Raw genomic sequence first — 13217 nt, 5'->3', positions numbered from 1 at the left:
GAAAAAAGCTGAACTTCTGGCTATGCGTCGGCTTCTATAGCCCGTTAGCCTGTACATAACCCAATTATTCCGTTTGCAAAGGACGTTTCACATGAAGCGCTTGTTCTGTTTGGCTGCGATTGCGGCCGCTATGTTGGGACACTCTGTTTCAGCCCAGGCCGCCGGCCTGGAGTTCGGCTTGGGGAGCACCAGCGATTCGACGCTGACCTACCGCCTGGGCCTGACCTCCGATTGGGACAAAAGCTGGATGCAGAGCAATGTCGGCCGACTGACCGGCTACTGGAGCGGCGCCTATACCTATTGGGAAGGGGACGACCGTGCAGGCGCTAGCAGCCTGTCGTTCTCGCCGGTATTTGTGTATGAGTTTGCCGGCGAGTCGGTCAAGCCCTACATCGAAGCCGGTATCGGCGTGGCGTTGTTCTCCCGCACTCGGCTGGAAGACAACAACATCGGCCAGTCCTTCCAGTTCGAAGACCGCCTGGGTTTCGGCCTGCGGTTCAACGGCGGGCATGAAGTGGGCATTCGTGCCACGCATTATTCCAATGCCGGCATCAGCAGCAATAACGATGGGGTAGAGAGCTACTCGCTGCACTACACCATGCCGCTCTAATCTCAAGAACACTTGGCCCCCCTGTGGGAGCGGGCTTGCTCGCGAAAGCGGTGTATCAGCTAGCACATACTTAGACTGACCCACCGCATTCGCGAGCAAGCCCGCTCCCACACAAGCCCGTGATCGTCACGAAGTTCGGGGTCAGCGATAGGCCGTGGTAATACCTTCGCGCTCTTCAAGGCATTCCGGCGCCCCCATCTCGAACTCCCGGCAAATCAACGGCCGAAGCTCATAGATCGTGCACATCATCGTGTCGCGGTCCAGCGCTGCGCACCAGCCGTCGTCCAGGCGCAGCATCACCTCACCTCCCCAATCGTCGGTATCGATAAAGCGTTGCGGCACGCCGGTGTCGGTGATCAGCATGACTTCCAGCTGGCAGCAACAGGCCGCGCACGTCGAGCAGGTGACGGGTTCGGTGATTTGAATGTGAGGGATGTTGGTCATAGGCGCGCAGTGTAAGGCAAGTGCGCTAGACGCGTATGAATGCTCGGACGGGCGTCAGTATTCCAGCCTCTGTGCAACCCCGTGCAACAGCGGAAAGAGCATGGCCCATAACAGCGCCAGGCCGATCAGTGTCGGGGTGGTGCCGTACGCAAAACTCACGCCTGCCAATTGGCTGCCGGCGTAATAAGACAACGGCCCGCCCACCGCGCCTAGCAGGCTGGCCAGCCACCAGGGCCGTGCGCTCCAGGCCAGGCAATGGCGCAAGGTGGTGGCCAGCAAGGCCCATAACAGTATCAGCCACAGCGGAATCAGTGGTCCCGGCGTATTGAACTCAAACACGCCGAGCCCGCGCAGTGCTGTATCGACCAGCGTTCCCAGCACCGTCACGGCCAGAATCACTTGCCCCTCTCTTGCCCAAGCACTTATCCACAGCAAGTGTGCGCCCAGTGCCGCGACGCCGATCAGCAACCAACGGCTATCGCCGCCGAGTACGCAGGCAAACCAGCCGCACTGAAACAGCACGGCATTGGCCAGGGATTTAAGCACTGAAACGCCCGAGCAGCGGCGGATTGATGGCCGCCGGTTTGGCCAGCAGCAACTGCGCGGTGCCGATGGTGCGCTCCATAAAGCCGCCTTCGCAGTAGCACAGGTAAAACTCCCACAGGCGCAGGAAGTATTCGTCATAACCGAGTTCCGCAAGACGGCCATGGGCGCGGCGAAAGTTTTCATGCCACAGGCGCAGGGTGCGAGCGTAGTGCAGGCCGAAGTCTTCCATGTGCAGCAGGTTCATGTCGGTGTCGCGGCTGACGATCTGCAGCATGTTTTGCACACAGGGCAGCGCGCCGCCGGGGAAGATGTAGCGCTGGATAAAGTCGACGCTGCGCTTGGCCTGTTCAAAGCGCTGTTCACGTATGGTGATGGCTTGCAGCAGCATCAGGCCGTCGGGCTTGAGCAACTGGGCACATTGTTTGAAATAGGTGGGCAGGAAACGATGGCCCACCGCTTCAATCATTTCGATCGACACCAGCTTGTCGTACTCACCGGTGAGGTCGCGGTAATCGCTCAGCAGCACGGTCACTTGATCTTGCAGGCCCAGCGCCTCGACACGCTGGGCGGTGTAGGCGAACTGCTCCTTGGACAAGGTCGTGGTGGTGACCCGGCAACCATAATGCTGCGCCGCATACAACGCCATGCTGCCCCAGCCGGTACCGATTTCCAGCAGATGGTCGCTGGGCTTGAGCGCCAGTTTCTGGCAAATCCGCGCCAGTTTGTTCAGCTGTGCCTGCTCCAGGGTGTCATCAGGCGTCAGGAACTGCGCCGCCGAGTACATCATGGTGGGGTCGAGAAATTCTTCGAACAGGTCGTTGCCCAGGTCGTAATGGGCGGCGATGTTTTTTTGCGAGCCTTTGCGTGTGTTGCGGTTGAGCCAGTGCAGGCCCTGAGTGAACGGCCGGGCCAGGCGTGCCAGCCCGCCTTCCATGGCGTCGAGCACCTCCAGATTGCTGACCATCACCCGCACGACGGCGGTGAGGTCGGGGCTGGTCCAGTAACCATGGATAAACGCTTCGCCAGCGCCGATCGATCCATTGGCCGCTACCAGCCCCCATACCGCCGCGTCGAGAATCTGGATCTCGCCCAGCAGGTGCGCTTCCCGTGCGCCGAAGACTTGCCGCTCGCCATCCTCGATGATCACCAACTGGCCGTGGCGCAATTGGCTGAGCTGGCGCAACACGCCTTTGCGCAACAGCGCAGCGGTCATGCCGTTGACGTTCAGGCGGTTAGCCTTGACCGATAAGCTAGGGGATTTCATGGTGGCGATCCTTGGTATACCCGACTGCGGTGCGAGAGGCGCCATCGGCGGCCTGGTGGGAAAAAATCGGTGTGCGTTTGAGCAGCAGGCGCAAGGCTTGCCAGTAGATCGCAAGGCCGGTCTTGGCGGTCATCCAGGGGAAGCGCCACAGATAGCGATGCAGGCTGGCGCGGCTCAGTGCCTGTTTTTCCAGGCTCAAGGTGGCGTCGAAGACTTTTTGCGTGCCCTGCCAATCGGCCATATGCACGCCGAGCCTGGCTGCGGGCGGGCTGAAACTCATGCGGTATTCCAGCTCGCGAGGCAAAAACGGCGACACATGGAAGGCCTTGGCCACGGCGAAATGCTGGTGCTCATCGGCGCCCAGTGCCTGGGCAGGCAGCACGTAGTGATAGCGCTCGCGCCATGGGGTGTTGGTCACTTCACACAGGATCGCGGCCAGTTGCCCGTCAGCCTCGAAGCAGTAGAAGAAACTCACCGGGTTAAAAGCCAGGCCCCAACTGCGGGCCTGGGTCAGCAGGCAGATAGCGCCCTGGGGTGTTTGCCCCAGGGCCTTGCCGACTTCCTGGCGCACGGCATCGCTCAGGCTCATGCCGTGGCGTGTGAATTCACGCAGGTAATCCTGCTGGCGGAAACCGAAGGGCGCCAGGCGCCCCGTGCCGGCCAGCGGCGAGAGCCCCAGTACTTCGTCCTCTTCGCTGAGGTCCAGGTACAGCAGGCCGATGCGGTAGCGAAAGGCGTGGGCCTTCGGCGTAAACCGCCGATGGGCGATCCAGCCGCTGTACAGGGCGCTGTTCACAGGGTTTCCCCAAACGCCTGGGCCACGCGCAGAGCGCTGACCACGCCGTCTTCGTGAAAGCCGCTGGCCCAGTAGGCCCCGCAGTAGAAGGTATTGCGCACGCCGTTCAATTCTTCCCAGCGTGCCTGTGCGGCGACTGCGGCCAGGCTGTATTGCGGATGGGCGTAGGTGTAGCGCGCCAGGATCTTCAGCGGGTTGATCATCGGCGTCTGGTTGAGGCTGACGCAAAAGGTAGTGGCGCTGTCGATGCCTTGCAGGATGTTCATGTCATAGGTGACGGCGGCCTGTTGTTGCACGTTGCCCGTCAGCCGATAGTTCCAGCTGGCCCAGGCCAGTTTGCGGTCGGGCAGCAGGCGTGTGTCGGTGTGCAGCACCACGTCGTTGTCGGCGTAGGGCAGGGCACCGAGGATCTGCTGTTCGGCCTGGCTGGGGTCATCGAGCAAGGCCAGGGCCTGATCGCTGTGGCAGGCGAACACCACGCGGTCGAAGGTTTCGCTGCCGGCCGGGCTGTGGATAACCACACCCTCGTCGCTGCGTTGCACCTTATGCACAGGGCAGTTGAGCCGTATCTGTTCGCGAAAGCTGCGGGTCAGCGGCTCGATATAACAGCTGGAGCCGCCTTCGATCACGCACCATTGCGGGCGGTTGCTCACCGAAAGCAAGCCGTGATTCTTGAAGAAGCGCACAAAAAACTGCAGCGGAAACTTGAGCATATCGGCCAAGGACATCGACCAGATGGCCGCGCCCATCGGCACGATGTAATGCCGGATAAACCTGGGGCCATAGCCGCCAGCGGTGAGGTAATCGCCCAGGGTCATGTCGGCGCTGATGCGCTGCTCTTGCAAGTCCAGGGGCGCCTGGCGATTGAAGCGCAGGATATCGCGCAACATGCCCCAGAACCCCGGCGACAGGATGTTGCGGCGCTGGGCAAACAGGCTGTTGAGGTTGTTGCCGTTGTACTCAAAGCCAGTGCTTTGGTCACACACCGAAAAGCTCATCTCGGTGGGTTTGAACCTGACCCCGATCTGCTCCAGCAGACGGATGAAGTTGGGGTAGGTCCAGTCGTTGAACACAATGAAGCCCGTGTCCACCGCATAGCTTTTGCCGTCGACCGTCACCTTGGCCGTGTGGGTATGCCCGCCAATGCAGTCACTGGCCTCGAACAGCGTAATGTCGTGGCGACGGCTGAGCAGGTAGGCGCTGGTCAGCCCGGCGATGCCGCTGCCGATAATGGCGATCTTCACAGGTCGTCCTTCTTCGGTGGCGGGCTGCGCAGCATGCGTTTGCCGATGATCAGTTGCGCGCGGTTGGGCAGCTTCGACAGCGGCCACAAGGTGGCAATGAACAGGGCCGGAAAGGCGATTTCCAGCGGGCGTTTTTCCAGCTTGGCGAAGATGTGTTTCGCGGCTTTGTCGGCCGGCCAGCTCAGGGGCATCGGGAAATCATTGCGCTCGGTCAGCGGCGTGTCGACGAAGCCTGGGCTGATCACCGTGACATCGATGTTTTCTGGCGACAGGCCGATACGCAGGGATTCGAACAAGTAACGCAGGCCGGCCTTGGACGCGCCGTAGGCTTCGGCGCGAGGCATGGGCAGGTAGGTCACGGCACTGGCCACGCCCACCAGATGCGGGGTACGCCCGGCGCGCAACAGCGGCAGCGCGGCCTCGATGCAATAACTGCTCGCCAGCAGGTTGGTACGCACCACGTGCTCGATGATCGAGGCGTCAAATTGCCGGGCGTCGACGTATTCACAAGTGCCGGCGTTGAGGATCACCGTGTCCAGCGAACCCCAGACCTCGCTGATACGCTCACCGATCTCGCGCACGGTCTGGCTGTTGGTCAGGTCGCCGGCCACCACCAGCACCTGGCCTGGATATCGAACGGCGAGGGCATCCAGCGGGCCTTGGGTGCGGGAACTGAGGGCCACGTGGGCGCCGCTGTCGAGCAACTCCACGGCCAGCGCCGCACCGATACCACTGCTGGCGCCGGTCAGCCAATAACGACGGGGCGGTGTAAGGCTCATCCCATTCTCCTTTTCAGCCAACGAATAACGCGACCCAGTAGGGGGACATGTTCATAGAGCAGGGCGCCGGCATCGAAGTAGTCGCGATGGCGGTAAACCTTGTCGTGCCACATCAAATGGGAACAGCCTGGCACCTCGATCACCTGGCCGCCGGCCAGGCGTGGGTGACGAAAACGCATAGTCCAGCGCAGGTAGCCCTCGCCTTCGGCCACGGTATCGAAGCCGTGGAAGTCAAAGTTCAGCTCGCTGACGTTGCTGTACAAGTCGGCAAAGTAACGCTGCAACGCTGGCAGGCCCTGAACTTCATGCAGGGGGTCGGCGAAGGCGACGTCCTCGCTGTACAGGCGGCCGAGCAGGTGCAGGTTGTGCTTGTCCAGCGTGGCGAAGGTGTGGGCGAACTGGCGCAGGAAGTCACTCATGTTCGGCCATCTCCTGACGCGAAGGCAGCCGGCGAAATGCGGCCAAGGCACGCTCGCGAGACTGTTTCAAATCGACGATGGCACGCGGATAATCCGCCACGCCGAACAGGCCGCCAGCCGCTTCGGGGTTGTGCACTTGTTTTTTATTCAGCGCGGCCAGTTCCGGGAGCCAGCGTTTGATGAACACGCCGTCGCCGTCGAATTTTTCCGATTGGCTCAGCGGGCTGAATATCCGGAAATACGGCGCCGAGTCGGTGCCGGTGGACGAACTCCACTGCCAGCCGCCGTTGTTGGCCGCCAGATCACCGTCGATCAGGTGGCGCATGAAGAAGCGCTCGCCTTCGCGCCAGTCGATCAGCAGGTTTTTGGTCAGGAACATCGCCACCACCATGCGCAGGCGATTGTGCATCCAGCCGGTTTCCAGCAATTGGCGCATGGCCGCGTCGATGATCGGCAAGCCGGTGCGCGCCTGTTGCCAGGCGGCCAGGTCTTCGGGCGCCTTGCGCCAGGCCAGCGCTTCGGTTTCCGGGCGAAACGCGCGGTGGCGGGAAACCCGTGGGTAGCCGACCAGGATGTGCTTGTAGAACTCGCGCCACAGCAGCTCGTTGATCCAGGTGATGGCGCCGATGTCGCCGCTTTCGAACTCGCCCTGGTTGGTTTGCAGCGCGGCGTGCAAGCACTGGCGCGGCGAAACCACTCCGGCGGCCAGGTAGGCAGAAAGCTGACTGGTGCCGGGCTTGGCCGGGAAGTCGCGTTCGTCCTTGTAATAGCTGATCTGCTGATCAGCGAAGGCATCGAGGCGACGGCGCGCCTCGTCTTCGCCAGCGGGCCAGAGGGCACGCAAGGTTTCGCTGGGTGTCGGGAACCCTTCGACTGCCGTTGGCACAGGGTCGCTCTTCACGCCAGGCTCGGCCTGGGCCTTTGGCGTCGGCACCACGCGGGGCAGGGCGCTGTGCAGGCGGCTGTAGCAGACCTTGCGGAACTGGCTGAACACCTGGAAGTAGGTGCCGGTCTTGGTCAGCACACTACCCGGGTGGAAAAACAGTTGGTCCAGGTAGCTGTGGAAGGTCACGCCGTCAGCTTCCAGGGCCTGGGCCACGGCGCTGTCGCGGCGGGTTTCGTGAATGCCGTATTCCTCGTTGACGTGTACCGACTCCACCGACAGCTCGCGGCACAGTTGGCTCAGTACCGTCGGCGCCTGGTCCCAGGTCGCGGCGTGGCGGATTAACAGGGGGATGTTGAGGTTGTCCAGTGCCTGGCTCAGGTGCTGCAAGTTGCGCAGCCAGAAATCGACTTTGCACGGCGCGTCATCATGCGCCTGCCATTGCTCGGGCGTGATCAGGTAAACAGCTGCGACGGGGCCGCGCTGGCTCGCGGCCGCCAGGGCAGTGTTGTCGTGCAGGCGCAAGTCGGTGCGCAGCCAGATCAGATGCATTCAGACAATTCCACGCTGGATCAATAATTGATGGGCCGACAACAGGTCCTCGGCCACGGACAACTCAGGGATGTCCTGGGTTAATACGCCCAACTCGGCGTGGTGGATGCACACCGTTGGTCCGGCAATCACGGTTGGGCAACGGATGCCGCCCAGCAGTTTGCTGAGGGCCGGCACCTGCAACGCCTTGCTCGAATACAGCAGCACCGCACGCGGTTGCAGGTGTTCCACCGCCAGGGCGAGTTCGCCCACCGGCAGCGGCCAATCGAACACTTCCACCGGGCAATCGGCACTGCTGGCCAGCCAGGCGCTGAGCCAGAGGTGGGGTTCCAGGGGCAGGTCGGAATGATTGACCAGCAACAGCGGCGCGCCGTGGAGTTGACGATTGTTGTGATAGATCCGTGCGCCGAACTTGCTGCGCAACCAGGACAAGAAGAACACCCGCTCCATCTGCGCGCCGAACTGGCCCTGCCAGCGTTGTTCCAGCTCGTTGAGCAGCGGCAGCATCAGTTGCTCGCACAAGGTGCGTGGTGGGTACAGCGCCATGGCCTGGTTGAAGGCGTCATCGACCCGGCGCTCGGCCAGTTCACTGATGGCACTCACCAAATGCTGGCGCAGGCTCTGCCACTCGTTTTCCATCGGCTCCGGGCTACCTTGGGCGGAGTCGATCAGCCCTTTGACCTGGCTGACCGGCACGCCGCGATTGAGCCAGGTGAGGATGGCCTGGATGCGTTGCACGTGTTCGGCGCTGAACAACCGATGCCCTTTGGGCGTGCGCTGGGGCACGATGAGGCCGTAGCGGCGCTCCCACGCGCGCAGCGTCACCGCATTCACGCCGGTCTGGCGCGCCACCTCGCGGATCGGCAGCCAACCGTTTTCCAGGGCCAGGGCGATGTCTTCGCCGGGTTCGTCGAGCAGGGCAGGTTTCATGGGTTAGATCGCATTACGCAGGCTGAGGTTTTCCGGGTGCGGTTGCAGGTAGGCCTGCTGCGCGATGTAGCGGTCCGGATGTTGGCGAAAGTGGTGCTTGAGCAGGGTCAGCGGCACCACCAGTGGCACGATGCCGTGGCGGTATTGGCCGATGACGGTCTGCATTTCCTGTTTGTCATCGGCGCTGATGGCCTGCTTGAGGTAGCCACTGATGTGTTGCAGCACATTGGTATGGGTACCGCGAGTCGCGCATTTTTTCAGGCCCGCCATCAGTTCGCTGAAATAGCCGTCGGCCAAAGCTTGCAGGTCAATGCCCTTGCCCATGCTGCCGAGCAAGTGGCCCAGGCTTTTGTAATGCGCCGGGCTGTGGGCCATCAGCAGGTACTTGTAGCGCGAGTGAAACGTCAGCAAGCGGTGACGGGTAAGGCCGTCGGCCAACAGTTGCTGCCAACTGGCGTACACGAATACGCGGGTGAGGAAGTTTTCTCGAAGCACCGGGTCGTTCAGGCGACCGTCCTCTTCCACCGGCAGGTTGGGGTGGCGGGCACAAAACGCCTGGGCGTAAATACCGCGCCCGCCACCGTCGACGGGCGTGCCGTTGTCGCGGTACACCTTGACCCGCTCCAGCCCACAAGACGGTGACTTTTGCATGAAAATGTAGCCGCACAGGTCGGTATGTTCCCGGGCCATTTGCTGGCCGTAATCGTCCAGTGGCTGAGTGACATTGAGCGCAGGGTTTACGCTGCCCACAGCCTGCGGTTGGTTGGGATCGCCGACCAGGCGGATCGCTTGCCGAGGAATGCCCAGGCCGATGGCAACTTCAGGGCACAACGGGACAAAATCGAAGTAGTCACTCAGGGTCTGGCTGCATAGCAGGGACTGTTTATGACCGCCATTGAAGCGCACGTTCTCACCCAGAAGGCAGGCGCTGATGGCGATCTTCGGTTTCACATGGCTGGACATAAGCAAACCTCTGCAAGAATCCTGTACAAGCTAAAAATCTTGTACAACTAAATCTCATCATAGGCTCGATGTTGTACAAGTCAAATAATTTGTACAGGTTTGTGCCGCCGCTTATTTCCAGCCGATTTTCCAGTCTTCAGCGTTTTTCAGGGTCTGCCAGGGCAGGCGTTCGGCGCGCCGAGTAAGGATGGCCTGCAGTTCGATGTCCAGCACCGTGCCCTCGTCGTCACGGAACAACTCGGTGACCAGGAAGTGTTTTTCCTTGTGGCGAGGATGAGCTGCCGTCCATTTTGACAGCAGCAGTTTGGCGGGGTTGATGCGGTTCATTGCAGGTGCTCGATCAAGCGTCGCGCCGCTTCCTGGCCACTCAACCAGGCACCTTCCACCCGACCGGACAGGCACCAGTCGCCGCAAACGAACAAGCCCAGGTCGGCGTCGGCCAGCACACCGAACTCATGGCTGCTGGAGGGGCGTGCGTAGAGCCAGCGATGCGCCAGGCTGAACGACGGCGCGGGCATGGCGCTGTGCAGCAATTCGGCAAAGGCGCCGTGCAGGTGTTCGATCACCGCTTCCTTGGGCAGGTCTAGGTGGGCCTTGCTCCAGGCGCTGGTGGCGTGCAGCACCCAGGTGTCGAGGGTGGTGTCGCGCCCAGGCTTGCTGCGGTTGCGCGCCAGCCAGTCGAGGGGGCTGTCTTGCACGAAGCAGCCCTCCATCGGCGTATCCAGGGGCTTGTCGAACGCCAGGGCGATGGCCCAGGTCGGGTCCATTTTCACCCCGGCGGCGGCGCTCGCCAGCTTGGGCGCGGCGGCCAGCAGGGCGGTGGCTTGGGGCGCCGGCGTGGCAATGATCACGTGACTGAAAGGGCCGTGATTGCCGCCGTCCGCGTCGAGCAGGTTCCAGTGCTGCGTGCCCTGGAAGACTTCGGTGATGCGGCAACCGAACTCCACCGGCAAGTCGTCGAGCAGGGCGCGGGTGATGGCGCTCATGCGCGGTGTGCCCACCCAGCGGATCTGCTCATCGGGGGAGGGCGTCAATTGCCCGGACTTGAAGTTATACAGCTGGGGCTTCCACTGCTCGGCCCAGCCGTTGCTTTGCCAGCGCTGCACTTCGTTGACGAAGCGCCGGTCGCGGGCGGTGAAATATTGCGCGCCCATGTCCAGCGCGCCGGCGTCGCTGCGCTTACTGGACATGCGGCCACCGCTGCCGCGGCTTTTATCGAAGAGTTGTACTGCGTGCCCGGCGTCTTGTAACGCTCGGGCGGCGGAGAGACCGGCGATGCCGGTACCAATGATCGCGATGGGAACAGTCATGGGAGGCCTCGTTTTACCGTTGGGTACAGACTACGCCGACACCAATAGCTGTACAATATTGTTTTTTGGTATAAGTTTTGGCGTGCCTGATTGTGTGGCGTGACCTATGGTTAAGCTAAGGCTTGAACCCCCGTCACGCTCAATTATCAAATTGATCCCTGCTTATAAAATAGACCAGTGAGCGGCGGCGAACGTTACATGAGGAGAGTCCCATGCATATTTTGCTGACCGGCGGTACCGGCTTGATCGGTCGCCAACTCTGCAAGCACTGGCTCGCGCAAGGCCATCGCCTGACGGTGTGGAGCCGGCAACCGGAAACGGTCGCCCAGGTGTGTGGTGCGCAGGTGCTCGGGGTGGCTCGTCTACAAGAGGTGATTGGCGCGGTGGACGCGGTGGTCAACCTGGCAGGCGCGCCTATCGCCGACCGGCCTTGGACCCACAAGCGCAAGGCATTGCTGTGGAACAGTCGCATTCACCTCACCGAAACCTTGCTGGCCTGGATGGAAAGCCTGGAGCAAAAACCGGCGGTGCTGATCTCCGGTTCTGCGGTGGGTTGGTACGGCGACGGCGGCGAGCGCGAACTGACCGAAGCCAGCGGCCCGGTGCTGGATGACTTCCCCAGCCAGTTGTGTATCGCCTGGGAGGAAACCGCCCAGCGTGCCGAAGCCTTGGGCATTCGCGTGGTGCTGGTGCGTACGGGGTTGGTGCTGTCTGCCGAGGGCGGCTTTTTGTCGCGCCTGCTGCTGCCGTTCAAACTGGCGCTGGGCGGGCCGATTGGCAGTGGACGGCAGTGGATGCCCTGGGTGCATATCAAGGATCAAATCGCCCTGATTGATTTTCTTCTGCACAAGCAAGACGCCAACGGTCCTTATAATGCCTGCGCGCCACACCCGGTGCGCAACCGCGAATTTGCCAAGACCTTGGGCCAGGTGCTGCACCGCCCGGCGTTCATGCCGATGCCGGCATTTGCGTTGAAGGTTGGCCTGGGTGAGTTGTCCGGCTTGTTGCTGGGCGGGCAAAAGGCTTTGCCTGAACGGCTGCAGGCCGCAGGTTTCACTTTCCAGTTCACTGAGTTGCGTGCGGCTCTGGACGACTTGTCCAGCCGCCTCTAAAGATAGGATGTTGCATGACCGATCACGCGTTGTTACTGGTCAACCTGGGTTCGCCAAAGTCCACTTCAGTGGCCGATGTGCGCAGCTACCTCAATCAGTTCCTGATGGACCCTTATGTGATCGACTTGCCGTGGCCGGTGCGGCGCTTGCTGGTGTCGCTGATCCTGATCAAGCGCCCCGAGCAATCGGCCCATGCCTATGCGTCGATCTGGTGGGACGAAGGTTCGCCGCTGGTGGTGCTGAGCCGCCGCCTGCAACAGCAGATGACCGCGCAGTGGACCCAGGGCCCGGTGGAACTGGCGATGCGTTACGGCGAACCGTCCCTGGAAACGGTCCTGACGCGCCTGGCCGCCCAGGGTATTCAAAAAATCACACTGGCGCCGTTGTACCCTCAATTTGCCGACAGCACCGTCACCACGGTGATAGAGGAAGCCAAGCGAGTGGTGCGCGACAAGCAACTGAATGTGCAGTTTTCGATCCTGCAACCGTTCTACGATCAGCCTGAGTACCTCGATGCGCTGGCGGCGAGTGTGCGCGCTTATGTGGAGCAGGATTACGATCACTTGCTGCTCAGTTTCCATGGTTTGCCTGAGCGTCACCTGACCAAGCTCGACCCTACCGGCCAGCACTGCTTCAAGGACGCCGACTGCTGCAAGAACGCATCCCCTGAAGTGCTTGCCACCTGTTACCGCGCGCAGTGCTTCAGCGTGGCGCGGGATGTGGCCGAGCGGCTGGGTTTGCCGGAGGGTAAATGGTCGGTGGCGTTCCAGTCCCGCCTGGGCCGGGCCAAGTGGATCGAACCCTACACCGAGGCGCGCCTTGAGGCATTGGCCCAGCAAGGGGTGAAGAAGCTGCTGGTGATGTGCCCGGCGTTCGTCGCCGACTGTATTGAGACGTTGGAGGAAATTGGCGATCGCGGTCGCGAGCAATTTCGTGAAGCGGGGGGCGAGGAGTTGGTGTTGGTGCCTTGCCTGAATGACGAGCCGCAGTGGGCGGCGGCGCTTAATACCCTGTGCGAACGGGCGCCGGTTGCCTTGTAATCGAGCCCTGCGGTGATCCAATTGTGGGAGCTGGCTTGCCTGCGATGGCGGCCTAACCGCGACGCTTCCCTACTTGACCCCCCGCGGACCAACTGTGGGAGCGGGCTTGCTCGCGAAGGCGGCATGGCAGTCAACACAGTTGGATTGTGTACATATCCATTCCTGCGGTAACGGCTGCTTAGGGTTCCGCTTTTACAGCCAGCCCTTTCAAGGTCTTTTCGTCTTGGCAGCCTTGATTATCCGGTCCGTTGAAACATGCGCATTCACCGCGGTGCCTTTAACCCATGTTTTGGGCTTGGGTACCTTGGGGCCACGGGGGCTTTTC

General features: G+C 61.7%; 15 protein-coding genes. 3 read left to right on the top strand and 12 right to left on the bottom strand.

The features are described from left to right. The first annotated feature begins 91 nt into the window (after positions 1 to 91). Positions 92 to 610 (top strand): acyloxyacyl hydrolase, encoded by a 519-nt coding sequence (locus JMV15_RS26200; protein WP_014716838.1) that lies wholly within the window; start codon positions 92 to 94, stop codon positions 608 to 610. Positions 611 to 751: 141 nt separating this feature from the next. Here the strand turns inward: JMV15_RS26200 and JMV15_RS26195 are convergent, their stop codons facing one another. The 12 genes from JMV15_RS26195 to JMV15_RS26140 all read right to left on the bottom strand — a co-directional run bounded on the left by JMV15_RS26195 (position 752) and on the right by JMV15_RS26140 (position 10740). Next, complete coding sequence (locus tag JMV15_RS26195) at positions 752 to 1054, bottom strand: YkgJ family cysteine cluster protein (protein WP_003188364.1); 303 nt, start codon at positions 1052 to 1054, stop codon at positions 752 to 754. Between the two features lie 54 nt (positions 1055 to 1108). Beyond that, a complete protein-coding gene (locus tag JMV15_RS26190) occupies positions 1109 to 1600 on the bottom strand; it encodes a DUF2878 domain-containing protein (RefSeq protein WP_014716839.1) in 492 nt (163 codons plus the stop codon). Beyond that, positions 1593 to 2864: an SAM-dependent methyltransferase gene (locus JMV15_RS26185; protein ID WP_060766634.1), complete on the bottom strand. Its 1272-nt coding sequence runs from the start codon at positions 2862 to 2864 to the stop codon at positions 1593 to 1595. Before JMV15_RS26185 ends, JMV15_RS26190 begins: the two co-directional genes overlap by 8 nt. After that, positions 2851 to 3660, bottom strand: a complete 810-nt coding sequence (locus JMV15_RS26180; RefSeq protein ID WP_069868935.1) for a DUF1365 domain-containing protein — start codon at positions 3658 to 3660, stop codon at positions 2851 to 2853. The genes JMV15_RS26185 and JMV15_RS26180 overlap by 14 nt, the downstream gene beginning before the upstream one ends. Continuing rightward, a complete protein-coding gene (locus tag JMV15_RS26175) occupies positions 3657 to 4904 on the bottom strand; it encodes an NAD(P)/FAD-dependent oxidoreductase (protein WP_032903980.1) in 1248 nt (415 codons plus the stop codon). Before JMV15_RS26175 ends, JMV15_RS26180 begins: the two co-directional genes overlap by 4 nt. Then, on the bottom strand, positions 4901 to 5683 hold the full coding sequence (locus JMV15_RS26170; RefSeq protein ID WP_032903982.1) for an SDR family NAD(P)-dependent oxidoreductase: 783 nt from the start codon (positions 5681 to 5683) through the stop codon (positions 4901 to 4903). The genes JMV15_RS26175 and JMV15_RS26170 overlap by 4 nt, the downstream gene beginning before the upstream one ends. Then, the gene (locus tag JMV15_RS26165; protein WP_020302485.1) at positions 5680 to 6102 is read right to left on the bottom strand and encodes a nuclear transport factor 2 family protein; all 423 of its coding nucleotides are present in this window, start codon (positions 6100 to 6102) and stop codon (positions 5680 to 5682) included. Before JMV15_RS26165 ends, JMV15_RS26170 begins: the two co-directional genes overlap by 4 nt. Then, positions 6095 to 7537, bottom strand: coding sequence for a deoxyribodipyrimidine photo-lyase (gene phrB / locus JMV15_RS26160; protein WP_069868938.1), 1443 nt, complete (start codon positions 7535 to 7537; stop codon positions 6095 to 6097). The genes JMV15_RS26165 and phrB overlap by 8 nt, the downstream gene beginning before the upstream one ends. Next, positions 7538 to 8467: a MerR family transcriptional regulator gene (locus tag JMV15_RS26155; protein WP_032903986.1), complete on the bottom strand. Its 930-nt coding sequence runs from the start codon at positions 8465 to 8467 to the stop codon at positions 7538 to 7540. A 3-nt stretch (positions 8468 to 8470) separates the two neighbouring features. Continuing rightward, a complete protein-coding gene (locus tag JMV15_RS26150; protein ID WP_014716847.1) occupies positions 8471 to 9430 on the bottom strand; it encodes a YbgA family protein in 960 nt (319 codons plus the stop codon). Positions 9431 to 9541: 111 nt separating this feature from the next. Beyond that, positions 9542 to 9757, bottom strand: a complete 216-nt coding sequence (locus JMV15_RS26145) for a TIGR02450 family Trp-rich protein (protein WP_014716848.1) — start codon at positions 9755 to 9757, stop codon at positions 9542 to 9544. Continuing rightward, positions 9754 to 10740: an NAD(P)/FAD-dependent oxidoreductase gene (locus JMV15_RS26140; RefSeq protein WP_014716849.1), complete on the bottom strand. Its 987-nt coding sequence runs from the start codon at positions 10738 to 10740 to the stop codon at positions 9754 to 9756. The genes JMV15_RS26145 and JMV15_RS26140 overlap by 4 nt, the downstream gene beginning before the upstream one ends. Before the next feature lie 212 nt (positions 10741 to 10952). Here JMV15_RS26140 and JMV15_RS26135 point away from each other — a divergent pair, with 212 nt between their 5' ends. Together JMV15_RS26135 and hemH are read left to right on the top strand one after the other, a co-directional pair. Then, positions 10953 to 11852, top strand: a complete 900-nt coding sequence (locus JMV15_RS26135; RefSeq protein WP_038448815.1) for a TIGR01777 family oxidoreductase — start codon at positions 10953 to 10955, stop codon at positions 11850 to 11852. 14 nt (positions 11853 to 11866) lie between these two features. Then, positions 11867 to 12892 carry a ferrochelatase gene (gene hemH, locus JMV15_RS26130; protein WP_014716851.1) on the top strand — a complete coding sequence of 342 codons (1026 nt, stop codon included), beginning with the start codon at positions 11867 to 11869 and terminating at the stop codon, positions 12890 to 12892. Positions 12893 to 13217: the final 325 nt, after the last annotated feature.

This window comes from Pseudomonas paracarnis (genome assembly GCF_904063055.1).
GTDB classification, from domain to species: Bacteria; Pseudomonadota; Gammaproteobacteria; order Pseudomonadales; family Pseudomonadaceae; genus Aquipseudomonas; species Aquipseudomonas paracarnis.
The sequence above is the reverse complement of the archived record's forward strand: the minus strand, read 5'-3'. Positions and strand labels throughout refer to the sequence as shown.

Excerpts from the sequence above, each read along its gene's own strand:
- JMV15_RS26165 (WP_020302485.1), bottom strand. The coding sequence starts at position 6,102 with ATGAGTGACTTCCTGCGCCAGTTCGCCCACACCTTCGCCACGCTGGAC.
- JMV15_RS26185 (WP_060766634.1), bottom strand. The coding sequence starts at position 2,864 with ATGAAATCCCCTAGCTTATCGGTCAAGGCTAACCGCCTGAACGTCAAC.
- JMV15_RS26195 (WP_003188364.1), bottom strand. The coding sequence starts at position 1,054 with ATGACCAACATCCCTCACATTCAAATCACCGAACCCGTCACCTGCTCG.
- hemH (WP_014716851.1), top strand. The coding sequence starts at position 11,867 with ATGACCGATCACGCGTTGTTACTGGTCAACCTGGGTTCGCCAAAGTCC.
- JMV15_RS26170 (WP_032903982.1), bottom strand. The coding sequence starts at position 5,683 with ATGAGCCTTACACCGCCCCGTCGTTATTGGCTGACCGGCGCCAGCAGT.
- JMV15_RS26150 (WP_014716847.1), bottom strand. The coding sequence starts at position 9,430 with ATGTCCAGCCATGTGAAACCGAAGATCGCCATCAGCGCCTGCCTTCTG.
- JMV15_RS26140 (WP_014716849.1), bottom strand. The coding sequence starts at position 10,740 with ATGACTGTTCCCATCGCGATCATTGGTACCGGCATCGCCGGTCTCTCC.
- JMV15_RS26145 (WP_014716848.1), bottom strand. The coding sequence starts at position 9,757 with ATGAACCGCATCAACCCCGCCAAACTGCTGCTGTCAAAATGGACGGCA.
- JMV15_RS26135 (WP_038448815.1), top strand. The coding sequence starts at position 10,953 with ATGCATATTTTGCTGACCGGCGGTACCGGCTTGATCGGTCGCCAACTC.
- JMV15_RS26155 (WP_032903986.1), bottom strand. The coding sequence starts at position 8,467 with ATGAAACCTGCCCTGCTCGACGAACCCGGCGAAGACATCGCCCTGGCC.
- phrB (WP_069868938.1), bottom strand. The coding sequence starts at position 7,537 with ATGCATCTGATCTGGCTGCGCACCGACTTGCGCCTGCACGACAACACT.
- JMV15_RS26200 (WP_014716838.1), top strand. The coding sequence starts at position 92 with ATGAAGCGCTTGTTCTGTTTGGCTGCGATTGCGGCCGCTATGTTGGGA.